This is a genomic window from Stenotrophomonas sp., from assembly GCF_032103445.1.
Classification (GTDB): domain Bacteria; phylum Pseudomonadota; class Gammaproteobacteria; order Xanthomonadales; family Xanthomonadaceae; genus Stenotrophomonas.
This window is the reverse complement of record NZ_DAMDFR010000004.1, coordinates 139,777-163,069: the sequence shown is the minus strand read 5'-3', so window position 1 is coordinate 163,069 and position 23,293 is coordinate 139,777. Positions and strand designations below refer to the sequence as shown.

The window sequence follows — 23,293 nt, the reverse complement described above, 5'->3', positions numbered from 1 at the left end:
CCGGCCCACGGACCGCCTGGGCCGGCCAACGGCCGGCGCTACCGGATCACCGTCAAATCAACGCCTTCAGGCGATACAACGCCTCCAGCGCCTGCTTCGGGGTCAACTCATCCGGATCAATCGCCGCCAGCGCCTCCTGTGCCTTGCTCGACGGCGCGGTAAACAACCCGAACTGCTGCGGGGCATCCAGCGCCTGCGGAGCCATGGTGGCGGCGACCGTCTCACCGCCGCGCTGCTCCAGCTCGGCCAGCCGACGCCGTGCCTGCGCCACTGTCGCACGCGGCAGGCCGGCCAGTGCGGCCACCTGCAGGCCGAAACTGCGGTTGGCCGGGCCATCCTTCACTGCATGCATGAACACCAGCTGCTCGCCGTGCTCCACGGCATCCAGATGCACGTTGGCAATGCCACTGGCACCGCCTTCATGCTGCTCGTCGGCCAGCGCGGTCAGCTCGAAATAATGCGTGGCAAACAGGGTGTAGCAGCGATTCTGGTACGCCAGGTGGCGCGCCACCGCATCTGCCAGGGCCAGGCCGTCGTACGTGGAGGTACCGCGCCCGATCTCATCCATCAGCACCAGCGAATGCTCGGTGGCGTGATGCAGGATGTAGCTGGTTTCAGACATTTCCACCATGAAGGTGGACTGCCCGCGCGCCAGGTCGTCGCCCGCGCCGATGCGGGTCAGAATGCGGTCGATCGGGCCGATCACCGCGCGGCTGGCCGGCACGAAACTGCCGATATGCGCCAGCAAAACGATCAATGCGTTCTGGCGCATGTAGGTGGACTTACCGCCCATGTTCGGGCCGGTGATGACCAGCATGCGGCGGTCCGGATGCAGGTCCAGGTCGTTCGGCTCGAATGGCTGTTCGCGCACCGCTTCCACCACCGGGTGGCGGCCGCGTTCAATGCGCAGGCAGGGCGCGGTTTCCAGTTCCGGGCGCGCCCAGTCCAGCGCCTGCGCGCGTTCGGCGAATGCGGCCAGCACGTCCAGCTCGCTCAATGCGGCGGCGCACTGCTTGAGGGGCTCCAGATTCGCGCCCAGCGTGTCCAGCAGTTGTTCGTACAACAGCTTCTCGCGCGACAGTGAACGCTCGCGTGCTGACAGCACCTTGTCTTCAAACGACTTCAGTTCTTCGGTGATGTAGCGCTCGGCATTGGTCAGAGTCTGGCGGCGGGTGTAGTGCACCGGTGCCTTGTCCGACTGACCCTTGCTGATCTCAATGTAGTAACCATGCACGCGGTTGTAGCCGACCTTCAGCGTGGCGATACCGCTGCTGGCGCGTTCGCGCTGTTCCAGGTCGATCAGGAACTGATCGGCGTTGGTGGACAGGCGGCGCAGTTCATCCAGTTCGGCATCGAAGCCCTCGGCAATCACGCCACCATCGCTGAGCTTCAGCGGCGGGGTCGGTGCAACCGCGGTTGCCAGCAGGTGCGCGCTTTCGTCGTGCTCGCCCAACGAAGCATGCAACGCCTGCAGGCGAGGGGAGTCCAGTTTGGCCAGCACCGCGCGCACGTCCGGCAGCAACGCCAGGCCATCACGCAGGGTGGAGAAATCACGCGGGCGCGCCGAGCGCAAGGCCACACGAGTAAGAATGCGTTCGAGGTCGCCAAGTGCGCGGAAGGCATCGCGCACGTCGCCATCGGCACCGCGATCAATCAGCGTGGCGACCGCGTCGTGGCGCTGCACCAGCACCTCGCGCAGGCGCAGCGGACGGTGCAGCCAGCGGCGCAGCAGGCGGCCGCCCATCGGCGTCACCGTGGTATCGAGCACGCCCAGCAGGGTATTGCGGGTGTCGCCATCAACGCGCGTATCCAGTTCCAGATGACGGCGCGTGGCCGCGTTCATGGCAATGGCTTCGCTGGCGGTTTCAGTGGCAATCGCAGTCAGATGCGGCAGGCGCTGCTTCTGGGTTTCTTCCACATAACCGAGCAGGGCACCGGCGGCGGCGGTAGCACGTGGCTTGTCGTCGATGCCGAAGCCGGTCAGGTCATGCAGCTTGAAGAAGTTCAGCAGCTGGCGGCGGCCACTGTCGGCATCGAACAGCCACGGCGCGCGGCGGCGGATGCCGCTGCGGTGCTTCAGGAATTCCGGCCAGTTCTCTTCATCGGGCACCAGCAGTTCGGCGGGCTCAAGGCGGGCCAGTTCGGCTTCCAGGGCGTCGTCGGTATCGACCTCGTTGACCAGGAAGCGGCCGCCAGCCAGATCGGCCCAGGCCAGCCCGTAACCTTGCTTGTTGCGCGACAGTGCCATCAGCAGGGTGTCGCGACGCTCGTCCAGCAGCGCCTCGTCGGTCACCGTGCCCGGGGTGACAATCCGCACCACCTTGCGTTCCACCAGCCCCTTGGCCAGCGCCGGGTCGCCGATCTGTTCGCAGATCGCCACCGATTCACCCAGCGCCACCAGCCGGGCCAGATAGCCCTCGTAGGCATGCACTGGCACGCCTGCCATCGGAATGGGGGCACCGCCCGAGCTGCCGCGCTGGGTCAGGGTGATGTCCAGCAGCCGGGCCGCCTTGCGTGCGTCGTCGTAGAACAGCTCGTAGAAGTCCCCCATGCGGAAGAACAGCAGCAGGTCCGGATAATCGGACTTGGCTGCGAAGAACTGCTTCATCAGGGGGGTGTGCTCTTGACTCCCCTTGGATTCGTTCCGTTTTGTTTTTGAATCAGTGGCTTGCAATGGAGTCCGTCTCGGTGAGTGAAGGCGGGTTGCCGTCAGAAACGGCAAGTAACGGGGTTTTTTGTTGCGATGGTGTTGCGACGGCCGGTTGCTTGGGCAAAGATCGTGTTGCGACGCCAATCGGGACACGGACGATCATGCCAAAAAATGTTGCGACGGACCGCGCCACCCGGCGCCAGGCCACCAAGTTTAGTCTGACCCACCAACAGGTGATGGAGCTTTCAGTTCGGCGCATCCCTGCGTCGGGAGGCTTGGGCAAGCGCGCCAAGCTGGTGGAGCGGCCGGCGGAGCAGGGCGATAAGGCCTATCGCGTGCTGGATGGAAACCAAGGGGCGCCGGTAGGGTTTGGCTTCTACGTGGGCAAGACCCGGACGACCTATGAAGTGGTTCGGCGCGGAACGCAGGGGGTCCGCCGCTTTGCGTTGGGCAACGTCACGGACATGGGGCTGGAAGAGGCCTACTCCGTGGCCCGGGAGCTGATTCAGGAGCTCAAGGCGTCAGGCGAGAACCCGAAGACTCGGGCAGCGCGGGCTAGCCAGCAGCAGCAAGAGGACGGTCGACTGGCTCGGCTCACCGTGGCCGACTGTTTCGACGTCTACATCGCCGACATGAAGGACCGGGTGACCAAGCGACTGGTGAAGCAGTCCAGCCTGACGGCGTTGGAGGACAGCCTTGCTCGATTGTCACGTCCGGAAGTGGGGTTCGCTCAGCGGGCCGTGGCCGATGTGACCGACGACGACGTGGAAGCCGCGTTCGACGCGTTGCGCAAGAGCGCGATGGTCCGATCCAACCGCATTCCGACCCCGATGCGAGAAGCTTTGGCGGGCTACGAGGACTGGGCGGAGCTGGATACGCGGACACTGGAAAGCCTGGGGATCACGGGAAAGTATGTCCAGCGCGTCCGGGCCAGTGGCCTGGCCGCCACCGAACACAGCTTCACGGATGCCCATCGCGCGGTGGCCATGGTGCTGAAACGTGAGAGCGTCCTGGCGGGACGGGAAGGGCGAGAGTCTAGGCTGAGGCACAACCCCCTGCAGGCCATCTTTGATAGGCACTTGCTGAGAGGCGCCCGGAACCTCCGCAAGCATTATGAGAAGGCGGCGGTCCGCAATCCGCTGACCGACAACACGCTCCCAAAGGTGTTGCAGTCGATTGTGGGGCGCCGGGATGAGCAGGGTGGCCACAACGCCGGCGCGTCCGATTATCTGCTGCTGACCTTGCTTTGGGGCACGCGTCGAAGCGAAGCCGCGCAACTGCGCTGGATGGATCGCTGTTCCCACAGCGAGTTGATCCAAGAAGAAGTGTCATGGGTCTGGCTGGGCCAGCCCGGGGAGATCAACCGCTATACGAAGCGGGAGGGCCCGCAGGTCTTCATGTTCGACACCAAATCGGGCGAAGAGCGCTTCCTGCCGATCAGCTACTTCGCGGAGAGGGTGCTGCGACTGCGCTTTGAAACCCGGCTGGACGACGACGGTGCCCTGCGCGAACTGGCTGCAGCAGAGTCGTTGCTGAAGTCAGCCAAGGCCAAGGGGGCGGCACGAACGGTCCTTGCTGCACTGGAGGCAGGCGTCCAGGAAGCGTTGCGCAAGGTGGACCGGACACGCTTCGTGTTCCCCGCCCGCTCTAGCCGCAGCAAGTCGGGCCATTACCTCGATAGCAAATCGATCCTCGCCAATGTGCGTCGCGACGCGGGCTTGGTTGGGCAGCAGGGAGATACGGGGGACATTCGGGATGACGTCGACCAGGGCCTGACCACGCATGATTTGCGGCGGACCCTTGGGCGTTATGCGGCCCTGAAGTTTGGCGAGAGCCGCATTGTCTCGCAGATGCTCCACCACCACGTCCGCACGGCCGGTGGCGATGGCATGTCTCCGGTCTCCGAACGCTACACGCAGCAGGAGTGGGCACGCCTTCGCGAGGCATTTGGTGAGGTTGAGGAGATGATGGTGGCCCGCAGTCCCCGGGTCTGGAACCGGCTCAAGGGGCTGGACAAGCCCCGCCTCGACGAGGCCGGCGAGGAGCCGGTTAAACTGTTCGCTCCAAGGAACAGGAAGTTGGCGCTGAGCCATGCAGACGATTGAAACGGTTCGCAGTGACGAGGACTACCGCGCCAAGCTTCAACGCGCGCTGGACCAAGAGCTGTCGCGCGCTGCAGCCGGCCTGACGCCCACCGTTTCAACCAAGGCCGCAGCCCAGTTTCTCGGGGTGCATTTCGACACGCTGGGCGAGTGGCGCCGCCGGTCGCCCCCGCTGGGGCCGCCCTTTCAAAAAGGCGCGGGCAGCCTTCACGGCGGGGCCAATCAGCACGTCCGCTATCTGTACGAGGATCTCGTCGAGTGGCAGCGCGCTCGATTGGGTCGCTCAGCCAAGGAGCGCCGGCTGGTGGCAGAGGAAGACGCTCTGCGCCAGCAGATCCGCGAGCTCGAGCGGGAGCTCGCGGTAAAGACGGGCCGGACGGAGTTGGAGAAGCTCAAGAAGGCGGTCGGCAAGGGCGTGTCCTTCCTGTCGTTGCGAGACTGCGTGTCGATCAGCCATGGGTGGGTAATGAGCGACGGCTGTATCGCCGGTCACGTTCTCTCGGTCTCGGAAGATCTGCTGGACCGGGCCCTGGACGAAGGCAACGTGTGGGATGCATCGCTGTCCGAGGCTCTGCTGGAGGCTTGGGTCAGCGTCGACGCAAGAGAACCCTACGACGCCGCCATGAGCGCTGCGTTGGACGAGGTGGAAAAGGTCTTGCGGGTGGCGCGTTCTTCTGCCCGCCAAGACGCATTGGACGACTCTCTGCCTGAGCCTGCCCGACCCGCAAAAGATGTCGGTGGCGGTCGATTCCGCTTCTGAGGCCGCCCAGTGAGAGAACGCCAGCCAACAGCTAAAGGTCGAGACCCAGGGATTATGGGGGGCAAGCGTCGTGGCCGGCCTCGAAAAGATCCGACGTCACCGCTCGTTACATTGAGCGAGCAACATCAGGACGAGCTATCGCGAGCAAGAAAAGGCTTGGAGCCTGATGTGAGCGGCGCCGTCGCCGCTTACACGATGGGCATCAGCCTAGACTCATTGAACAGTCGACGCCGGGCGGGGAAGGGGCTCTTTCCTGATTTCACGAGGGCGAAGAGCAACAAAGGTGGCACCCGTTACAACTGGAGATCCGTCCTGGATTGCAGCGAGGCGGAGGTGAACGGGCGATGGATATCGGCCGGCCGCCAACGTATCGAAGAGGATGAGGCAAGTGCGCTGTCGGCAGCATTGGCTGTAGCCAAGATCAGGCGCGCTGAGGCCGATGCCGAGATTGAATCCCTGACAAAGGCACTCAAGCGGCTTGGCATTAAGGCGCTTGAACGCGTGCTGCCTTGGGCGGTGGATGATCGAGGGCGGGTGCTTGGCTCTGCCGCGGCCTACCCTGCCCACCTCGCAAAGCCTCACACGACCCTGGAGGCGCTCCAGATGCCCTGGGTCGAGCGGCGTCTGCACGACGTGCTGATGGACGCTGTCGACTCGATCCTGAGCGATGTCCGCCAAGCGCTGAACAGGGCGCGTGAGGCAAGCCTCGGCTGAGGCAAAGGCTTACCGCGAAATGGGATGCCCGAATGCCGGGTCCTCGCGCACTTTGTCGTGAAAATGATTGCTTGCAAGCCCTTGAAAAACGATCACTTTCAGTGATTTAGCCCTTCATGGGAGGTCGCCAGCGAGTGGGTAGGATGGGCGCACAAGAAACGGAGACGCCCTTGAACACTTCCCCCGCCTACCAGGCCCGCCCAGTGGCACTGCTCTCAGCACGCACTTTGGGTCGGTGCCTAAGGAAACCTGTAGTCCGGGCGTGACCGCTTCCGAGTAAGGGCGTAGGTCAGGCCAAGCGGCTCACTACTTCGATCACTTCTTCCGCGCGGCAGATCTGCCGCGACGGCGAAGCTTTACCCAAAAACCAAGGAGATGCTCCCGTGGGACTCGATATGTTTGCAGGAAAAACCCGTAAAGACGTGGTGGACAACACCGCCGTGCCGATCATGGAATGGCGCAAGCACCCGGATCTGCATGGCTACATGCAGGCGCTGTATGCCAGCCGGAGCGGCTGCAAAGACCCGATGAAGTTCAACAAGAAGCCCCTGTTTCTGTCTAGGCAGGACCTGGAGGACCTCCGGCAGGCCGTGCTTTCCGGACAGCTTCCGAAAACGGAGGGGCACTTCTTTGGCGAGTCTCTTCCCGAAGAACAGCACTTCGACCTGATCTTCATCGATGGAGCGTGCCGCCTCATCGATCAGGGTTGGAATGTCTTCTACGACTCGTGGTGGTGATCTCTGTCCTCTCGTACCGCTACCCAACCTTCCGCATCCATCAACCTTCGGAGTCCATCGTGAGCAAGAAGCCCAGCAGCAAATCCCGCCGTAATCGGAAGTCGAATCGTTCCTCTCGATCTCATGGAGCGATCGTTCCGCAGATCTATTTGACGACCAGTGCGGCTTCCCTCATTGAGGGGATGGATAGCATTGAAAGGGAACTCTTTGAAATGACGCTCCCGGACTTGCTGACGTCGGAGGAAGTCACGTCCTGCATTCAAGTTTACGGTTCTTACCGAGCAGTCGTGACCCATTTCGACACGCAGTTTGTGGTCGAGTCCGTGGGGTGCCGCGCCGCTACGAAAGGCCATTCATCCAAGCCCGGCTTTGTTCTGGATACATACGATCAGCATGCACCCGGCGATTTGCAGCCTCCCTCGTGGCTCGGCAGCTTCCAGCCCCTCCTGCGCACGGCGCCGCTGCCCGGCTTGCAGTCCGAGTCGTAACCCCAACCCGGGCAGCGATCGCCTTTCCGGGCTTGCCTAAGGCAGTGCGGGCATCGCTTGCCTCTCTGCTGGCGCGCAGTAACCCAACCCCATAAAGCAAACGTTCAACGCGGCCCTTTGGCCGTGAGGGCGGAGCTTTGCCAAATCATCAAGGAACAGCCAATGAAACAGCGATACACCATCAGCGTCACCGGCCCGGTGTGGGTCGACTACAGCGTCGCCATGGATGTCACGTGTGTGTCCGATGCGATCAACCATCTTGAATCGCTTGATCCTGAAATCGCCGCACAGTGGCTGATTGAGTCATCGGCCTACTCTCTGGAAAGAATCGAACACGAGGTATGCGGAGGCGTGGGGGACGCGGTGTACGAGGCGATCCCGGACTACGTGTTCAACCGAGCCGGTGAGATGGAGTTCGGATCGGACGAGGAGGACGACCACGATGGTGTCGCCGATCCCGTCGCGCCCGCGTTGCCGCAACGCCTCTTGCTGACGGCGACGGGGCTCGCCAGCCGCCGCTACACCTTCGAAGCCGAGTCATGGGAAGACGCATTGAGTCAGTTTCACGGGCTCAGCACCGAGGAGCTCAATGCGCCGACGTGGAGCATTTGGGGAATTGATCTGGACGTGGACGTCAGCCTTGTCGTGGGGGCATTGGTCGAGGGCGGTGAAGCCGACGAAGACGCGCTGGAAGACATTGCCATGCACCTGGACGTGCAGCTGCCGTAGATGCCCTTGCTGTACCTCGGACCCGCTACGCAGGTCTGAATCCCTCGAACTAACAACAACTCCCTATCAACCATAAGGTGTGCACATTGAACATCCTCTCCGCTTCGTCTGACCCGAACAACCTCTTCATGCCGAAGGAGCGCAAAACCACCTCCATCCCCCGGACTAAAAAGCTCGCCGCAGCCACAGTTGGTTTCGACCGCTTGCCGCAGTTCGAGACAACCACCACTTGGCTCACCCCTCCGGAGCATATTTGGGGCAGCCCGAGGGAAGGCTTCACGGGCCTGGGGCCCTTCGACCTGGATCCGGCAACGCCCGAGAACGGGATGCCGTGGCCCACCGCGGCTCGGACGCTCAAGCCCAGCGATGACGGCCTGGCGTCGGAATGGCCGGCGGATGCCTTCGTTTTCATGAACCCGCCGTTCGGCCGGGGGCAAGAGGCCTGGATGGAGAAGATGGCCAACCACCCGGGGGGCGGCATCGCCCTGGTGTTTGCGCGAACCGAGACCCGCTGGTTCCAAAGTTTCGTGCTGAACCACCCCGATGTCAGCGCGGTGGTCTTCCAGGAGGGCCGCTTGAAGTTCCACCGGGCCAACGGAGACGTAGGTGACGCGCCCCCTGCTGGCCCTGCGTGGATTGCCTACGGCGAGGAGGGCGCCCGTCGCTTGAAGCGGGCGGTCAGGGAGGGGCAGATCCGCGGATGTTTCCTGGAGCTGGACTTTGCCCGGGTGAGTTCTGGGGTGGGCGCTGACGTGGGGGCGGCCAACGATGAGTAAGGGCACTTCGAAGAAGGCAAAGCCGACCGATCCCCGCAACAATGCTTACCAGCGGTTGTTGAAGGCTATCCAAGCCATCCCCGGGGAATCGCCCAGGGAAAAGATGCGCAAGTTCACCGCGTTTGCGCTGAAGGTTTGCGTGATCAATCAGGCCGAGGAGTTGTTCACCCGGGGATTTGGGCCCTTGGTCGCCTGGTGTGACTTGACGCTGCTTGGGACTGACGTGCAAGGAAGCGAGGATTGGTGCCACGAAGCGGGCCAGGCCTACGGCGGCGCAGTGGAAACCTTCGAGCCGTTCGAATGCATCCTGGGCCGATTGTTTAATGAGTTGGTGTGGTCAGGGAAAAAGAACGACGCTCAACATTTCACCCCTTGGGGCTTGGCGAGGGCGATGAACGCCTTTGCTCAAGCGCCTCAAAAAGACGAGTGGCCCATGGGTGACCCCACCTGCGGAGCCGGCACGCTGTTGCTTGTGAAGCTTCACGAACTGGCCGGGAAGGATTCGAAGGCCCTTCGGGGGCTTACCGTGAAAGCGAACGACCGCGATCCGTTGTGTGCTGCGATGACCGCACTTCAGTTGCTGTCAAACCAGTTGATCTGGCGGATGCCCATCGGGCGCGTGGTGGTCGAGTGCAAAGACATCATCACTCAATACCTGGAAACGCGGGTGGTGTTTTGGTCTCTCACGCGAGATCGGTTCATCGCCATGGATGAGGAGATCCGGCTCGAGAAGGCCAACCGGGTGACGGGCGCTGACATGGGGGCGGCCAACGATGAATGAGGTCGCCAACCTTGTGAAGGCCATCCGCGCCATCCCTTCCACTCCTGGCAAGCCGTGGAATCCGCGGGTTGCATTCGAAACGTTCGTTCAGCACGCACTGATGTCAATGGCACATATCCACGCAGACACCAAGGGTCACCTCGACACCAAAGTCCTTGCTTTTGGACCCTTGAAAAAAAATGTCGAAGAAGCGCCTGAAGTGGTAGCAGCCATCAACGCTTACATCAAAGCGGTCTTCGCAAGCAGGCCGTTTGACGATGTCCTGGGACGGGTCCATGCCGAGCTGCTGGCCAGGAAGGGTGGGGAAGGGCTGGGTCAGTCTTTCACTCCCGGCGATCTTCTCGATCTGGTTCAAACCCTTGCCACCAGGCATCGGCCTGGTGGGAGCGGAGCCAAGGTCTACGACAGCTGTTGCGGCGCGGGTTCGCTTGCCCTTGCCGCGATCAGGAGTCAACAGAAACACCTTCCAAGCGAAAAAATCCTGGTGCTGGCGGGGGACATCGATCCGTTGTGCGCAGCGATGACGGCTTTGCAGATCCACGCGAATCAAACGTTTCATTTCTTGCCGCTTGGGGCGGTCAAAGTCACGGTGGGGAACGAACTGATCGGTCCCAGGCGCCCCGGGTTTTGGTCCCGCTTCCACCTCTACGAGTAGAGGCCGGAGGCCCGCCTTTCCCTCTTCAAGACTCGGCGGCGAGCAGCCGCCGGCTCTTGCTTCAAGCCGCTTTTGCTCTTGTTTTTCCTAACAGGTAACAAGCACCTGTTACCCCCTTGTTACCCGTGAAAGCCTTGTCCCATAAGGAGGTAACAAGGGGTAACAGGGTAACGGGTGGATCGCGAGCTCCCGATGGGTGTATGCATGGATGTTGTGAGCGGTGAGTGGATTTTTCTTGCGTGGATCTCTTAAACCACTTGTTACCTTGTTACCACCTGTTACCCCCAGTAAACATAAGGGTTTGAAGGGTAACAAGTGGGTAACAAGCACTTGCTACCTCCCAGGCTGATGCTTGAGGTATTTCACACTTTCAAGTGTTTCTGGAGCATCGAAAGCAGAAACGAACATCCGTTGGCGCGAGCCCTTGCCAGTTCCGTAAAGCCTGCTTAGATGGATTTGTGGCCACAACAGGACCACAAATCAAGAAACGGAGCAGGCAGTGAAGACGAAACGCGAAAAGACCGCACGGGATGAGTTGTTGAAGGCCCGGGTCAGCAAAAGTTTTAAGGCGTTGGTGGAGGAGACGGCGGTGGCCCGTGGGCAAACCCCTTCCGAGGCCATGCGTCAGGCGCTTCAAGAGTGGGTGCATCGCCCCAGTCAAGCGGCATAAAAAACCCCGGGTGCGAACCGGGGCGTTTACTACTAGGGATTACAACATGAAGAGTAAGTCGAAGACTGGCCCTGTCAAGGGCGGGGAGGCCAATGGCGACGCCGTTGATCAGGCTCCTAAGAAAAAGGGCAAGGCCTTTGGGGCCGATGCCAATCCCAACGACGCCACGGATGACCTGGGCGTTATTGGGGAAGACCTCTCGTTTGAGCTGGCTTATGCCGACGATATGCGCCGCGCCAACTGTTTCCGCATTGGCGGCAAGATGGACAACGGCGAGATCGATTTTTCGCTGTATCAGTGGGATGAGTCCGAAGGCATCTGGGCCCTGCAAGCCACCCGGGAAGTAGAAGCCCACGCGTTGGACTGGATGCGCAAGCACGCCCCGGAGGACGCCAAGCAGAGCAGCGCGACCAGCTGCGTCAAGACGGCCATTCTCGAAATGATCCGCTTGCCAGGCATGAAGTTGCCTGAAAGCCAGCATCGGGCCATCGTGCCGCTGAAGGGCGGTTACCTGGAGATCCTCAAGGACGCCAACAAGAAGGCCTACATCGAATACCTGCCGGCCGACCCCAAACACGGGATCACTTCCTTGGTCCCAGCGAAGCTCAACCTCGACCAGGTGAGGTCCGGCCGCTACACCCCCAAGCCGTTGGACCCCAAGTCGCGGTGGGCCAAATATCTGGATCGCTTCATGCCTGACATGGCCGTGCGAGGGTTGCTTCAAGAAGCCATGGCGTCGTCGGTCATGCCGATGTGCCTGGAAAAAGCCTTCCTGTTGCTGGGAAGCGGCAGCAACGGCAAGAGCACCTTGCTTCACGTCCTGCGAGCCATCCACCCCAAGAACACTGCGGTCCGCATCGACAAGCTGGATGGGCAGTTCGCCATGGCACCTCTCGCTTCCAAGACTCTTTATCTGGCGACAGAGGCGCCCAAGGTCCTCTCCGATCCCATCCAGCAGGTCTTGAAGGCGCTTATCTCGCGCGATCCCATGTCAGCGGAGAACAAGGGCAAAGATGCCTACACCACGGTGCCGCGCGGCACGCTCTTCCTGGCACTGAACGCCATGTTCTCGGTGACGAGTCACGAACACGGCTTCTGGCGAAAGATTTGCATGATCCCGTTCAATGTGCGCCTGGCCGAGAACGACAAGGACCGCGATCCGGACTTCCACAAGAAGCTGACCGAGGACCCGGCGGAAATGGCCGTGATCATCGACTGGCTGCTGGAGGGGGCCATGCGCCTCATTGAGCGTGGCGGCCTGCCCGAGGAAATGCCCGAGGCCGTCAAAGCGCTGGCCGAGCAGACCCGGCAAGAGACGGACACCACGGCATCTTATTTCGCCGAGCGCATGGTCATCGAAGAAGAAGGCACGTGGACCGACAAGAACGACATCTATGCCGACTACCGCGATTACGTGCTGGAAGAGCTGGGGCGCAAGCCGGTGGGCGCAGAAGAGCTTTGGAAGCGCGTGCGCGAACGGATGCCGGGGCTCCAGCAGAAGCAAAAGAAGGCGACGAAGGGCTCGAAGGCCGAGCGCTGGGTCAACCTGCGCGTGGGGGGATTGAAGCCGCGCCTGGAGGGCGGGCCTCCCCAGGCCATCCCGGACGAGGAGGTTCCGTTGGGTGACCCTCTGAGCAAAGAGGCCATGGAAGCCATCGCCCTCCTGTCGGGCGCACCGATGGCTGAAGCCGCGTAGGCCTTTACAACCGGCGACGTTGCGCTATTGCAAAGGGGTATCCAAACCAAAACGGAGCCCCCATGCCATTGCCCAACCACATCCCCGACGACGCGTTCCCCGAATCGGCCATCGGCCCGGCCGATCTGGAGAGTCCAGAGACGCCGGAAGCGGACCCGCAATACTTGCTCGTGCAGAGCGGGTTTGGTCTCCACGTCCGTCTTGGCAAAGACGGCGACCAGGGATTGCGCAGCGAGGACGAAATCGCCGAGCTGGTGCGGCGAGCGTTGTATCACCGCAAGAGTCTGACCCTTCATATCGAGTTCTGACCCCATCCACCCACAACCACCTGTTGAGAGGCGCAGGAGGTTGAAAAAGATCTGAGGCAACCACCCATGTCCAAGTATTCGGATCTCATCCAAACCACCGCCGAGCGAATGCTCCAACTCATGCAGCAAGGCACCATCCCCTGGCGCCGGCCCTGGAACGACCCCGACGCCCCGCAGAACGGCTCGATCAACGGGCCGTGGAATCCAACCTCGGGCAAGTCCTATAGGGGCTCGAACACACTGATCCTTCTCGGGGCGCAGATGGCCCATGGCTACAACGACAATCGCTGGCTGACCTACCGGCAGGCAGAAAGCATTGGGGCCCAAGTCAGGCGCGGCGAGAAGGGCCAGCAGATCGCTTACTGGGATTTCAGCAAGACGGGCAAGGCCAAAGACGGGGCCGAGCCGTTGACCGAGGGCGAAGAGAAGAACGGATACCAAGGGCCATCGGTGTTCGTCGCCACGGTGTTCAATGCCAGCCAAATGGACGGCATGCCCGAGCCCCCGCCGCCCTTCGTCATGCCCGAGTCGATCCGCAACTTGCGTGTGCGGGAGTTGTTGGACAAGCACCAACCAAAACTTCATCACGATGGCGGCAACCGGGCTTTCTACTCCATCGCCGCGGATTCGATTCACCTGCCGAAGCACCACACTTTCAGCGATGACGTGAGCTACCAGGCCACGCTGCTCCACGAACTGGCCCATTGGACCGGGGCCAAGCACAGGCTCGGCCGCGATCTAACCGGGCGATTCGGGACGGAGGGGTATGCCAAGGAAGAGCTTTGTGCAGAAATCTCAAGTTTGTTCATTTTAGAGCGCCTCGGGATCGGGCTGGGGAAAGAACACGAAAAACAGCACGCAGCATACTTGCAGAGTTGGATGAAGGCCCTCGCCGATGACCCCAGGACCCTGTTCCGTGCAGCCAGCCAAGCGGAGAAGGTCATGACCTTTTTGGACATCCCGGCGTTTGAACGCGAGCCGCTGCCCCAGGTCAAGAAGGAGCAGGACATGGAGCAGGGGCGAAAGGCGGAAGCCGGCCGAAGGTCCCCATCGCGACGCAAGGAGCGCCAAGTTGCTTGACGCAGGTGGGGGATTGACCTTTTGAGGTTTTGAGTTAGAAATAAATGTGTCGGGGGAAGTCCTGGCCGTGCTTCGATTCCTATCCTTCTAAGTGATAACTTTTGCAGGGTGAGCAGTTAGGAGGTGATTGGGTGGTTATCCTTGCTGTATTGGTGGTTTCCGGTGGTTGCTGTCGCCGGGGTGGAAAGAATGCTTAGTTAACCGACCTGAGAAATCACTAACTAGGCGCCATGTTTTTTCTTGAGCTTCTTACGCTGGGTTGAGAGGGGTGGCGAAAGCCGCCCCTTTTCTCTTTGCAGCCCCTTGCGCATCCCCCTTTCTTTGTTAAGACATGAGTATCACTCACCAAGCGGAGGAACCATGGCTGGCAACGTCTTTTCAAATCTACTTCGACCCTTCATCCGTCAAAAGGACACGGAACTACCAGGCGTGGCTTCTTCTGAGCCGCCTGAACCCCCGGTCCGGGAGCGCTTGGATGATTCAAGCCAGCGGCCAGTGGCTTCAGCGGAGCCGGCAACCCTTTCGCCCGTTGAGGGCCCTCAAAGTGTGCCCCCATCGTTCAACGATGAGGCAACGGATCGGTTGGGGAACACTTTGGCCTTCGCTGGTCTGAAGACGAAGGGTCGCTTCGAGGACGAGGTAAGGCAGGCCATCGAAGACGGCGCCGATGTGAAAGGGTATCGCGACGCGCGCGGCGATTCCGCCTTGCATAAATGTCAGGAGCCGTGGCAGATGGAACTGCTTATCTCGGCTGGGGCGGATGTTCACGCGTTGGACAAACAAGGGCGTTCGCCTTTTGATCGCCTGTTGAGCACATACCAAAGGGAACCCGCTTGGTCCGAAAAACCTACTGCGGAAGGTTTGGCGCTGTTGGCGAAGGCCGGAGCGGATGTCAATGCCCTAAGCCAAGGGCAATCCGCTCTGCATGTTGCTGCGAAGCGAGGGCTTGAAGGCGATTGCCACATGCTTATCGATGCCGGCGCCGACGTGAATCTGCGGACGGACGGGGGAGACACCCCGCTCCACCTGGCCAGCGACCCAAGCGTTGTGCTGCGCTTGCTGGATGCCAAGGCCGATCCCTCCCTGCTGAACTCGAATGGCGAGCCAGCGCTCAAACATGATCCGGTGCTTTATCGAGAAAACGCTCGGAACCACCGAGACGATTTTTCGCCGCGTGAGCGCGTCGATGCGGCGACCGACCCGATTTTCCTGGCCGAAACGCCCAGCGAGCTTGTCGCTGCGTTGGGGCAGGGCGGTAGTGTGAGGGACACCGATGCGCTGGGCCGAACCGCGCTTCATTACGTCAAAACGGGGGAGATGGTGCAGGCGTTGGTGTTGGCCGGGGCCCAGGTTGACGCAAAAGACATGGAGGGAAACATTCCTGCCCATACCGCGGACGAGCGCGCGATGGAAGAGTTGGTCGATGGGGTGGGGCGAGGCGTTTCGCAACACCATGTGGAGAACGACAGGGGGGAAACCCCTTATGCGACCCGGGATTACTACCACGAGGATCGGTATTGGGATGCCGAAGCGGAAGAGCAGGCCGCGGAAAAGGCGGAGGAGACGAAGGAGGAGCAGGACCGCGTGCTCAACATTGTGGCCCTCGTTGAGGCCGGCGACGCCAAACGTCTGCTGGAGCAGGTGGATCCCAACGAAGAACTGGTCAGTCGGAACCGAACGTTCAACATCGACGGAGACGAGGGCTGGGCCTACAACAACTATGCCGGCTACAGCGTCCTCCATGAAGCGGCGAAGCAGGGAAAGACGGAACTCTGCCGAGAACTGGTGTTCGCAGGGGCGGACTGGGACAAGGGGTGTAAGCTCGTCGGCGAGCAAGGCTTTGACAACCATGTCAACGGCTTTCGAAACGAGCCTGGCATGAAGCCCATCGATTTTGCGAGCAACCGAGAGACCAAGTCGTTCTTGAACAACGCTGAGAACGAGCTGCGAGCCCACAACCGATCCAAGCTCTTGGACGAGCTTCTTCCCGCTGCCAATGCTTGGAAGCCACCGGAAGGCGGGTTTGCGGCCGACGCCCAGCGCCAGGTCGGTGCGGCCATGAAGGCCCACGGGCAGGACGGCCAAGCCCAGGAAGCCCCTCGCTTGCGAGCGCGCTTCTAAGGCCAAGGGAAAGGGCGGCGAAAGCCGCCTTTTTCTTTTCCATATCCCCTTGCGCATCTCCTTTTCTTTGTTATGGGTATTTCTACCTACACAAAAAAGGAAGATGTATGCGTAATCTTTGTTTGTCGGCCATCGCCGGTGCGTTGTTGCTCTCTGCGGGGTGTTCCAGTCAACCCAGCGCCGCTGCACTTGAAAGAGAAGCTGCGCCCACTGCGGTGATTCTGTTGGGCGAGGTAGACCTGCCCAAGGGGGCGACCCTGGACGATTTCCCCAGCCTTCTCAATGCCGGGGGCATCCCTTGGGAGAAGGTTCAAGAAAGAAAGGTTCAGCTCGAAGGCTCCTTCGACCGTCCTTGGAGCGACGGCCGTTCGTTGGCCGTGACCGCTGACGTTCTCGGCCGAACCACCCGGTTGATCGTGCGGGCTGGCGACCAGCCACGGCTTTCATCGCCGGCCATTTGTGTTCGCGGTGTTGGGTGGGATGCCGTCGCGTCGGATATTTCGCAAGCGCATCCCTGTAAGTAACGACAAAGGCGGCGAAAGCCGCCTTTTTCTTTTCCCGATCCCCTTGCGCAAACCAAACCTTTTGTTATGGGTAGTGCAACCCATAACAAAAGGAGGCCTCATGCGCGTTTTGGTTCTTTCTCTGGTCCTTGCCGGCCTGCTCCCCTTGACGGCCTCCGCTGCGGACAACAGTTCCGCCCGTCGTTACGGCACCAGTGAAACCTTGAGTGTTCAGAACGCCCGCCTGGGCGAGGTGCTCATGGTCCGCGAGGTCGTCCTCCAATCGGACAAGAAGGTTAACGCCGGCAGCGCCATCGGCGCGGCCGTGGGTTATGGGGCCGCTCGCGAGGTTAAAGGCGATTACCGCAGCGCCGCCAAGGTGGCGGGTGGGGTGATTGGGGGCGTCGCCGGCACGGCCGTTCAAAACGGTTTTCGCAAGCGCCGGGGCGTGGAGGTGTATGTCCGGGATCTGGAGAGCGGAAAAGTCATTGCCATTGTTCAGGCCGATGACCTGCCGATCCGCGCCGGGGACAAGGTGTTCCTGACCGGGAAGGGCAGCAAGACCCGCGTTGTGCCGATTGAGGGGCAGCGCTGATGGATACCGCATCGCAAGAAGTTTTTTCTGAAGAGCAGCGCCAAGAGGTCATCCGGAGCCAAGAGGGCATCCTGATGGAGATTCGGAAGCTTCATGTGAAGCACCAGGCCGATCTGACTGATCGCTTCAATAAGGGGTTGGTGTTGGGAATGTTTGTTGGAGCCGCGGCTCTAGCGCTTGGGATGATGCTCGGATGAACCTCTCTCTCCTCGCCCTAGCATGCCTGCTCCCCCTTGCCGCCAGCGCCGCCGAGCTCCGTAGTGATTCGGTCGCCGTTGCCGTCGGGGTGAATGCCACCGTGATCACGCCGCACACCATCGCAGTAAGGGTCACACACGCCTGGGAGGCGTCCCCCACGGAAAGCGCCACCGGGGTTCAGTCCTTCGAACCCATGGAAGCGCCGGGCCGTGGCCCACACGCGGCTTACAACTCAATCTTGAAAAAGAGCCCCGCAACACGCGAAAGCGTCACGCTGTGGGTGATTGACGAGGCGCAGCGTTACTACACGCTCCGAGTGACGTATGAGCGCGTCCCATGCCGCGACACGCGAAACAACGGTGTGGATGACAGCGTATGTGCGCTGCGCATCGATGGCCGCATTCTGCCGTTCTACATGCAGGGCGACGAGCAGGGGGCTTTTGAGGTGGGGGATCAAGTTTTTCTCCGCTCCGAAGGGACCGAGCAGCCAGTGATTACAGAGCTTGAGGCAGCTTCCGTATCCGTAGCCATCGGTGCGGGCAGAGAAAATGTAGCCGTTGGAGGGCAGCGCTGATGAAGTGGAACGCACTTTCTCGTAAGCGCGCCGCTCGCTTTTTGGCCTATGAAGACTGCAAGCGATACTCGCAGCTCTTCCTAGATGGCATGGACTGCTCCCCTGCGCAACCTCACGAGCTACACCACCTGCCAATGGCATGGAATCTCAAGCCCAGCCAGTGGGGCCAACCTCTCACTTTCCAGGCGCGCCCGCTGAGGAGTCGCGCGGGAGGCCGCCCATGGTGAGCGCGATTCTGTTGCTGACGCTGCTCGGCCTCATGGTCCTGATTCCGCTCTGGACGTTCAAGCGCTTTGCCGACGCCAAGGCAGCTTGGCAACGGGTGAAAGGCGGTGAGCGAGACGCTCGCACGCACGGCCGCTTCGTGATTCATGGCGGGCTGTTTGGAGTTGGGATGGTGGTCATCGCCGCGTTCTTGGCCCAAGCCACCTTCAGCGTCTGGCACCAGCTCGCCACCGGGGGAGGCCTGTTTGTCCTCGGCACGGTCGCGGTGCTCTGTCTGCTGGCCTTTTTCTGGGGCAAGGGGAGGTCGCGCGGATGAGTGCGTTGACGATGCTGGTCCTTTCCATGCTGGTCCTTGCTGTGTTTCTCTGCTCGGCGGCGTTTCTCTCTTTTATGATCGCGTTGACTTACCCGACCGTAAAGCAATCGCTGGCCCTATTCTGCGCCGGGAAGCGCGACGCATCGCTCTACGTGGATTTCGCGATTTTTGGGGGGATCTTCGCGGGTTGCGTCCTCACGCTCGCATTCGGGGCGGTGGTCATGGCCCTCAACATTTCCAGCGCTGAGGACGCCGCTCTATACGCGGCCACCTTGCTTAGCGCGGGGCTGGGCTACTGGGTGGGCCGATGAACCGCGAGCCTTCCACCTTGTTTGCCCCAGGCGTTCTTCCCGGGCCTGACGGCATCGAGCTGCTCCCCATGCCTGCGGAGATCCAAGCCATCTACGACGCTGCCCAACGCAACACGCCTTTCAGCATGGACGTGGACGACGCCCTGGCCGCGCACCGCAACGCACACGGCGAAGCGGAGCAAATCGAGCACGCTCAGCGTGTGGATCCTGCGGATGCCATGCCCTCGGAGCGCTACCGGGCTTATGTGAGCCAACGCCGCTATGCGGTCCGCGCCTGCATTCAGGCCGGCATGGCACGAAAGGACATCGCAAGGTTCCTCGGGGTGGCTGTTTACACCTTGCAGAAAGATGCTCAAGCCCTTGGACTGCGGTTGCCGGTCTGCCAACGACAACCGAGGAGCATTGCAGGGCACTCGGTTGAGGAAGTGCTGAGCCTGCTCCACGAACTGGGCACCCGCACCCGTGTGGCGGCTCGGATCGGCGTCACGCAGCAAGCGGTTAGCCTGTTTTGCAAGAAATACGAACTGGACATGCCGCAAAACGGAAAGAAGGCGGTTGTTCTGGCTCGGCGCAAAGAGGTGCGCCGGTTGAGCGAGGCCGGCCTATCGGTGTCTGAAATGGCGCAACAGTTGGCCGTGCCATACGCGTGCATAACGGCCGACCGCCAAGCGCTGAAGCTGCCGCGTGTGCGTCTGCCGGCAGAGAAAATGACCCTCTTGGGCTTGAGTCGAGCAGAGATCGAGGCCCTTCTTGCTCGATTCCAGACCATCAAGGCAGTGGCGTTGCATCTCGGAACCAGTGGGGCGCATGTGTCCTCTTACATGAAGAGAGCCGGCCTCAAAGCGCCACGGGACGGGCGATGCCGCCAGGCCACTACACCATCGACCGACCGCAAACCGCTGAAGCTTCCGGGCATGCGTAAACCGGCGGAGAAAATGACCCTCTCGGGCTTGAGTCGAGCAGAGGTCGAGATCCTGCTCGCCCGATTCCAGACGGCCAACGCTGTGGCTCTGCATCTGGGGGTCAGCGCGTCGTCTATATCTGTTTACATGAAAAGAGCAGGTCTCAAAGCGCCGCGCGATGGGCGACGTCGTCAGGCCACTCCATCATGATTCCACGCAAAGGCTTTCTCGGCGGCCGCTCCCCGACTGAAATCCAATCCTTGCTGGACGAAGGGGTGACTCAGCGCGCCTTGGCCCAACGCCTGGGCGTCACCCACCAAGCCGTGAACCGCTTTGTCCGGCGGCACCGCCTGGCGGGCTCCGGACGGCAGGCGTTCCGGGACCGCCAAGCCCGCGAGCTCGCTGAGCGTCGCCAGCAGGTGCAGCGGCTGGTCCGAGCCGGGCTGACCTCGGCCGAGGTGGCCCAGCGCTTGGGCTTGTCGCCGGCCACCATCGGCCTGGACCGCCGAGCCCTTCGCTTGGGGCGTGTCCTGAAAGGGCCGGAGCAGCGCAGCTTGCGAGGGCTGGGCCTGGACCAAGTTCGGGATCGCTTGAAGGTGGTCAGCCGGGCTCAGTTAGCGCGGGAGCTTGGGGTGAGCACTTCGGCCGTCTATGGTTACTGCAGGAAGGCGGGCCTCGTTCCATCTTGCGACGGCGTCACCAAGCCAGCCCTTCACCCTGAGTGCCCTTAACGGCTGCTTCAACAGGGTGCTTGACCTGCCAATCGTATGGGCTTTCGACTGCTTCGTTCTGGCTTGGAAACGGCCTAGACCCTTGGGATTCGGTGGCGCCCACCTTGCTCAAGCCTGCGATGCGGAGCTGTTCCAAGTGGTTGCATACCGAGGGGTTTGTATCAGCCCTTGAGACGCTCGGGTGCGATAAAATGGCCCCCAATGGTCCTAATGTGAACACCCATGCTCCAAAGAGCCGAACTGCAACGCCGGGAAGTCGCCGGCCTCACCCCCCGACTTCACAAGAGTGCCATGGGGCAGTTCATGACCAACGCCGACGTGGCCGCTTTCATGGCTGGTCTGCTGGAGCCCAAAGCGGGGCCGCACGTGCTGCTGGATCCTGGAGCGGGTTTGGGGGCCCTCAGCTGTGCGGTGCTGGATTCTTGGAAGAGCGGGAAGCTCGGCAGCGGCTCGATGTCGGTTGAGGCCCACGAGCTGGATGGCCGGCTGCGGGAACACCTCGAAGCGACGCTGGTGGGGTATGAATCAGACGGGGTGAGGGTGACGGTCCGAGAGGGCGATTACTTGGCCGCCGCAGCCGATGACTTGGAGAAGAGCAGGGCACCTTTCACGCTTTGCGTGATGAACCCTCCCTACAGAAAGATTGCTGCCAGTTCGAATGCACGCGTCCAAGCGAGGCGCATCGGACTGGAGACCGTGAACCTCTACTCGGCGTTTGTTGGGGCTGCGCTGGCGCAGATGGCCAATGGCGGGCAGCTGGTCGCGATTATCCCCCGCAGCTTCGCCAACGGGCCCTATTACAAGCCCTTCCGGCGCTTCATCCTGGATCGAGCCTCTCTCAAGCACATTCACCTGTTCGACAGCCGAACGAAGGCATTTCGCGACGACGAAGTATTGCAAGAGAACGTCATTCTTTTGCTGGAGCGCGGGGGGGAACAGGGGAACGTGACCATCACATCGTCAACCGACGATTCGTTCTCTGATCTGCGCACACAAGAGTTTCCGTTTTCGGCCATCGTGAAGCCTCAAGACAAGGAAAGCTTTATCCACGTCCCGACAGACGAGGCTGATCTCATTGAAGCCTCCCCTCTCGTGGGCGCATCGCTTGCAGACGTGGGGGTATCGGTCTCGACCGGCCCCATCGTGGACTTCCGGACGCGCGAGCATCTGCGTGCAATGCCGGAAGAGGGCACGGTGCCGTTGATTTACGCCTTCCACATCGATGGGACCAAGACGACCTGGCCCATTGAGGGGGCCAAAAAAGCGAACGCACTGGTTCGAGACGCGCGCACCGAACGCTCGATATGGCCGACCGGCTACTACGTTGTCGTGCGGCGGTTCTCGTCAAAGGAAGAAAAGCGCCGCGTGGTCGCCTACCTCGTGCAGCCGCAGGACCTCAAGGGGCAGGAGCGTCTAGCATTCGAAAACCACTCGAATGTTTTCCACTTCAACAAACAGGGTCTTGAAGAAGATGTGGCTTGGGGCCTATTTGTTTACCTCAATAGCACCGCCTTGGATGACCACCTGCGGCGGTTCTCTGGGCACACGCAGGTCAATGCAACTGACCTGCGGAACATGCCTTACCCCACGCGTGAAACCCTGGAAAAGATGGGGCGTTGGGCCAAGAAGGCCGCCGACCTCGGTCAGAAATCTATCGACAAGGAAATGGAGCAAGTGCTGGCATGACGCAGAAAAGGATTGATGCCGCCGAGGCAATCTTGGCCGCAGTGGGGATGCCCCGTGCGCAGTTGAACGAGCGCTCGGCGCTCTCGCTGCTGGCGCTTGCCGATCTGACGCCGGATAAGAAATGGGCGAGAGCTTCCGCGCCGTTGATTGGCATCACGCCGATCATGGATTGGGTGCGCGAGCAGTATGGCAAGTTGTATGCGCCCAACACCCGGGAAACGTTCCGGCGGCAGACGATGCACCAGTTCGTGGATGGCGGCATCGCGCTTTACAACCCGGACAATCCGGAACGACCGGTCAACAGCCCCAAGGCGGTCTATCAGCTCACCCCCGAGATGCTGGCGCTCATCAAAACCTACAACACGGCGGAGTGGGAAGCGTCTCTTGCTGTGTTCCGTGAGAGCAGGCAGTCACTTGCTGATCAATACGCGCGAGCCAGAGAGTTGAAGCAGGTGCCAGTCGTGATCCCGGGCGGCGGTGAAGTGATCTTGAGCCCAGGTGAGCATAGCCAGCTCATCAAGCAGATCATCGAGGTGTTCGCCCCGCATTTCGCCCCAGGCTCTGAACTCATCTACGCTGGCGACACCGGGCAGAAGGTTGGTGTCTTCGATAGAAAGGCACTCTCGCAGCTGGGTGTGACGGTGGACAGTCACGGGAAGATGCCGGACGTGGTGTTGTATGACCGCAAGCGGGAATGGCTGCTGCTCTGTGAAGCGGTGACCTCACATGGACCGGTAGATGGAAAGCGGCACCAAGAGCTTGAGAAACTCTTCAAGGACAGCAAAGCTGGCCTGGTCTATGTGTCGGCGTTCCCTGACCGCGCCACGATGCGCAAGTATCTGGCCGATATTGCTTGGGAAACCGAGGCTTGGGCCGCTGATGCCCCCACGCACCTGATGCACTTCAACGGTGAGCGGTTCCTCGGGCCTTACAAATAGAGCTACACGCGGTGGCTTAGCTGCGGGTTATTGTTGGTTGACTGGGT

25 protein-coding genes are annotated in these 23,293 nt (G+C 61.3%); 24 read left to right on the top strand and 1 reads right to left on the bottom strand.

Features of this window, described 5'->3' with window-relative positions; all coding sequences use genetic code 11:
• Nucleotides 1–52 precede the first annotated feature (52 nt).
• Nucleotides 53–2,608: a DNA mismatch repair protein MutS gene (mutS, locus tag RT551_RS03165; protein ID WP_313455607.1), complete on the bottom strand. Its 2,556-nt coding sequence runs from the start codon at nucleotides 2,606–2,608 to the stop codon at nucleotides 53–55.
• Nucleotides 2,609–2,811: 203 nt separating this feature from the next.
• On the opposite strand from mutS, the gene RT551_RS03160 reads away from it, so the two are divergent.
• The 24 genes from RT551_RS03160 (at nucleotide 2,812) to RT551_RS03045 (ending at nucleotide 23,246) form a co-directional block, all read left to right on the top strand.
• The gene (locus tag RT551_RS03160) at nucleotides 2,812–4,755 is read left to right on the top strand and encodes an integrase (protein ID WP_040008484.1); all 1,944 of its coding nucleotides are present in this window, start codon (nucleotides 2,812–2,814) and stop codon (nucleotides 4,753–4,755) included.
• Complete coding sequence (locus tag RT551_RS03155; protein ID WP_008266608.1) at nucleotides 4,742–5,512, top strand: nucleotide-binding protein; 771 nt, start codon at nucleotides 4,742–4,744, stop codon at nucleotides 5,510–5,512. Before RT551_RS03160 ends, RT551_RS03155 begins: the two co-directional genes overlap by 14 nt.
• A gap of 168 nt (nucleotides 5,513–5,680) precedes the next feature.
• Nucleotides 5,681–6,226 carry a hypothetical protein gene (locus tag RT551_RS03150; protein ID WP_049446852.1) on the top strand — a complete coding sequence of 182 codons (546 nt, stop codon included), beginning with the start codon at nucleotides 5,681–5,683 and terminating at the stop codon, nucleotides 6,224–6,226.
• A 383-nt stretch (nucleotides 6,227–6,609) separates the two neighbouring features.
• Complete coding sequence (locus RT551_RS03145; RefSeq protein ID WP_040008476.1) at nucleotides 6,610–6,963, top strand: hypothetical protein; 354 nt, start codon at nucleotides 6,610–6,612, stop codon at nucleotides 6,961–6,963.
• Between the two features lie 59 nt (nucleotides 6,964–7,022).
• Nucleotides 7,023–7,451: a hypothetical protein gene (locus RT551_RS03140; RefSeq protein WP_146256386.1), complete on the top strand. Its 429-nt coding sequence runs from the start codon at nucleotides 7,023–7,025 to the stop codon at nucleotides 7,449–7,451.
• A 162-nt stretch (nucleotides 7,452–7,613) separates the two neighbouring features.
• Nucleotides 7,614–8,180, top strand: coding sequence for a hypothetical protein (locus tag RT551_RS03135; RefSeq protein ID WP_008267292.1), 567 nt, complete (start codon nucleotides 7,614–7,616; stop codon nucleotides 8,178–8,180).
• 86 nt (nucleotides 8,181–8,266) lie between these two features.
• Nucleotides 8,267–8,956 (top strand): DNA N-6-adenine-methyltransferase, encoded by a 690-nt coding sequence (locus RT551_RS03130; RefSeq protein WP_313455605.1) that lies wholly within the window; start codon nucleotides 8,267–8,269, stop codon nucleotides 8,954–8,956.
• Nucleotides 8,949–9,737 carry a hypothetical protein gene (locus RT551_RS03125; RefSeq protein ID WP_146256385.1) on the top strand — a complete coding sequence of 263 codons (789 nt, stop codon included), beginning with the start codon at nucleotides 8,949–8,951 and terminating at the stop codon, nucleotides 9,735–9,737. Before RT551_RS03130 ends, RT551_RS03125 begins: the two co-directional genes overlap by 8 nt.
• Complete coding sequence (locus RT551_RS03120; protein ID WP_049451765.1) at nucleotides 9,730–10,392, top strand: N-6 DNA methylase; 663 nt, start codon at nucleotides 9,730–9,732, stop codon at nucleotides 10,390–10,392. The genes RT551_RS03125 and RT551_RS03120 overlap by 8 nt, the downstream gene beginning before the upstream one ends.
• 499 nt (nucleotides 10,393–10,891) lie before the next feature.
• On the top strand, nucleotides 10,892–11,062 hold the full coding sequence (locus tag RT551_RS03115) for a ribbon-helix-helix protein, CopG family (RefSeq protein WP_140222693.1): 171 nt from the start codon (nucleotides 10,892–10,894) through the stop codon (nucleotides 11,060–11,062).
• Between the two features lie 46 nt (nucleotides 11,063–11,108).
• A complete protein-coding gene (locus RT551_RS03110; RefSeq protein WP_100468024.1) occupies nucleotides 11,109–12,758 on the top strand; it encodes a phage/plasmid primase, P4 family in 1,650 nt (549 codons plus the stop codon).
• Nucleotides 12,759–12,820: 62 nt separating this feature from the next.
• The gene (locus tag RT551_RS03105) at nucleotides 12,821–13,066 is read left to right on the top strand and encodes a hypothetical protein (RefSeq protein WP_100468025.1); all 246 of its coding nucleotides are present in this window, start codon (nucleotides 12,821–12,823) and stop codon (nucleotides 13,064–13,066) included.
• A gap of 66 nt (nucleotides 13,067–13,132) precedes the next feature.
• Complete coding sequence (locus tag RT551_RS03100) at nucleotides 13,133–14,146, top strand: zincin-like metallopeptidase domain-containing protein (RefSeq protein ID WP_100442698.1); 1,014 nt, start codon at nucleotides 13,133–13,135, stop codon at nucleotides 14,144–14,146.
• A gap of 594 nt (nucleotides 14,147–14,740) precedes the next feature.
• Entirely contained in the window at nucleotides 14,741–16,267 is a 1,527-nt protein-coding gene (locus RT551_RS03095) for an ankyrin repeat domain-containing protein (protein WP_049441817.1), read from the top strand.
• A gap of 107 nt (nucleotides 16,268–16,374) precedes the next feature.
• A complete protein-coding gene (locus RT551_RS03090) occupies nucleotides 16,375–16,791 on the top strand; it encodes a hypothetical protein (RefSeq protein WP_099605711.1) in 417 nt (138 codons plus the stop codon).
• 100 nt (nucleotides 16,792–16,891) lie between these two features.
• Complete coding sequence (locus RT551_RS03085; RefSeq protein WP_049441812.1) at nucleotides 16,892–17,365, top strand: hypothetical protein; 474 nt, start codon at nucleotides 16,892–16,894, stop codon at nucleotides 17,363–17,365.
• Nucleotides 17,365–17,562, top strand: coding sequence for a hypothetical protein (locus RT551_RS03080; RefSeq protein ID WP_049441810.1), 198 nt, complete (start codon nucleotides 17,365–17,367; stop codon nucleotides 17,560–17,562). Before RT551_RS03085 ends, RT551_RS03080 begins: the two co-directional genes overlap by 1 nt.
• Nucleotides 17,559–18,137 (top strand): hypothetical protein, encoded by a 579-nt coding sequence (locus RT551_RS03075; protein WP_049441808.1) that lies wholly within the window; start codon nucleotides 17,559–17,561, stop codon nucleotides 18,135–18,137. The genes RT551_RS03080 and RT551_RS03075 overlap by 4 nt, the downstream gene beginning before the upstream one ends.
• A 220-nt stretch (nucleotides 18,138–18,357) precedes the next feature.
• Nucleotides 18,358–18,678 (top strand): hypothetical protein, encoded by a 321-nt coding sequence (locus RT551_RS03070; RefSeq protein WP_049441806.1) that lies wholly within the window; start codon nucleotides 18,358–18,360, stop codon nucleotides 18,676–18,678.
• 11 nt (nucleotides 18,679–18,689) lie between these two features.
• On the top strand, nucleotides 18,690–18,989 hold the full coding sequence (locus RT551_RS03065; RefSeq protein ID WP_049419368.1) for a hypothetical protein: 300 nt from the start codon (nucleotides 18,690–18,692) through the stop codon (nucleotides 18,987–18,989).
• Complete coding sequence (locus RT551_RS03060; RefSeq protein ID WP_100468027.1) at nucleotides 18,986–20,101, top strand: hypothetical protein; 1,116 nt, start codon at nucleotides 18,986–18,988, stop codon at nucleotides 20,099–20,101. The genes RT551_RS03065 and RT551_RS03060 overlap by 4 nt, the downstream gene beginning before the upstream one ends.
• Nucleotides 20,098–20,622, top strand: coding sequence for a hypothetical protein (locus RT551_RS03055; protein WP_313455602.1), 525 nt, complete (start codon nucleotides 20,098–20,100; stop codon nucleotides 20,620–20,622). The genes RT551_RS03060 and RT551_RS03055 overlap by 4 nt, the downstream gene beginning before the upstream one ends.
• A 303-nt stretch (nucleotides 20,623–20,925) precedes the next feature.
• Nucleotides 20,926–22,308, top strand: coding sequence for an Eco57I restriction-modification methylase domain-containing protein (locus RT551_RS03050; protein ID WP_238380092.1), 1,383 nt, complete (start codon nucleotides 20,926–20,928; stop codon nucleotides 22,306–22,308).
• Nucleotides 22,305–23,246, top strand: a complete 942-nt coding sequence (locus tag RT551_RS03045; protein ID WP_100468030.1) for a BsuBI/PstI family type II restriction endonuclease — start codon at nucleotides 22,305–22,307, stop codon at nucleotides 23,244–23,246. The genes RT551_RS03050 and RT551_RS03045 overlap by 4 nt, the downstream gene beginning before the upstream one ends.
• Nucleotides 23,247–23,293: the final 47 nt, after the last annotated feature.

Bases quoted from the DNA above. Each gene is read 5' to 3' on its own strand.
- mutS (WP_313455607.1), bottom strand. From the start codon at position 2,608: ATGAAGCAGTTCTTCGCAGCCAAGTCCGATTATCCGGACCTGCTGCTG.
- RT551_RS03160 (WP_040008484.1), top strand. From the start codon at position 2,812: ATGCCAAAAAATGTTGCGACGGACCGCGCCACCCGGCGCCAGGCCACC.
- RT551_RS03155 (WP_008266608.1), top strand. From the start codon at position 4,742: ATGCAGACGATTGAAACGGTTCGCAGTGACGAGGACTACCGCGCCAAG.
- RT551_RS03135 (WP_008267292.1), top strand. From the start codon at position 7,614: ATGAAACAGCGATACACCATCAGCGTCACCGGCCCGGTGTGGGTCGAC.
- RT551_RS03125 (WP_146256385.1), top strand. From the start codon at position 8,949: ATGAGTAAGGGCACTTCGAAGAAGGCAAAGCCGACCGATCCCCGCAAC.
- RT551_RS03120 (WP_049451765.1), top strand. From the start codon at position 9,730: ATGAATGAGGTCGCCAACCTTGTGAAGGCCATCCGCGCCATCCCTTCC.
- RT551_RS03110 (WP_100468024.1), top strand. From the start codon at position 11,109: ATGAAGAGTAAGTCGAAGACTGGCCCTGTCAAGGGCGGGGAGGCCAAT.
- RT551_RS03105 (WP_100468025.1), top strand. From the start codon at position 12,821: ATGCCATTGCCCAACCACATCCCCGACGACGCGTTCCCCGAATCGGCC.
- RT551_RS03100 (WP_100442698.1), top strand. From the start codon at position 13,133: ATGTCCAAGTATTCGGATCTCATCCAAACCACCGCCGAGCGAATGCTC.
- RT551_RS03090 (WP_099605711.1), top strand. From the start codon at position 16,375: ATGCGTAATCTTTGTTTGTCGGCCATCGCCGGTGCGTTGTTGCTCTCT.
- RT551_RS03085 (WP_049441812.1), top strand. From the start codon at position 16,892: ATGCGCGTTTTGGTTCTTTCTCTGGTCCTTGCCGGCCTGCTCCCCTTG.
- RT551_RS03080 (WP_049441810.1), top strand. From the start codon at position 17,365: ATGGATACCGCATCGCAAGAAGTTTTTTCTGAAGAGCAGCGCCAAGAG.
- RT551_RS03075 (WP_049441808.1), top strand. From the start codon at position 17,559: ATGAACCTCTCTCTCCTCGCCCTAGCATGCCTGCTCCCCCTTGCCGCC.
- RT551_RS03070 (WP_049441806.1), top strand. From the start codon at position 18,358: ATGGTGAGCGCGATTCTGTTGCTGACGCTGCTCGGCCTCATGGTCCTG.
- RT551_RS03065 (WP_049419368.1), top strand. From the start codon at position 18,690: ATGCTGGTCCTTTCCATGCTGGTCCTTGCTGTGTTTCTCTGCTCGGCG.
- RT551_RS03060 (WP_100468027.1), top strand. From the start codon at position 18,986: ATGAACCGCGAGCCTTCCACCTTGTTTGCCCCAGGCGTTCTTCCCGGG.
- RT551_RS03055 (WP_313455602.1), top strand. From the start codon at position 20,098: ATGATTCCACGCAAAGGCTTTCTCGGCGGCCGCTCCCCGACTGAAATC.
- RT551_RS03050 (WP_238380092.1), top strand. From the start codon at position 20,926: ATGACCAACGCCGACGTGGCCGCTTTCATGGCTGGTCTGCTGGAGCCC.
- RT551_RS03045 (WP_100468030.1), top strand. From the start codon at position 22,305: ATGACGCAGAAAAGGATTGATGCCGCCGAGGCAATCTTGGCCGCAGTG.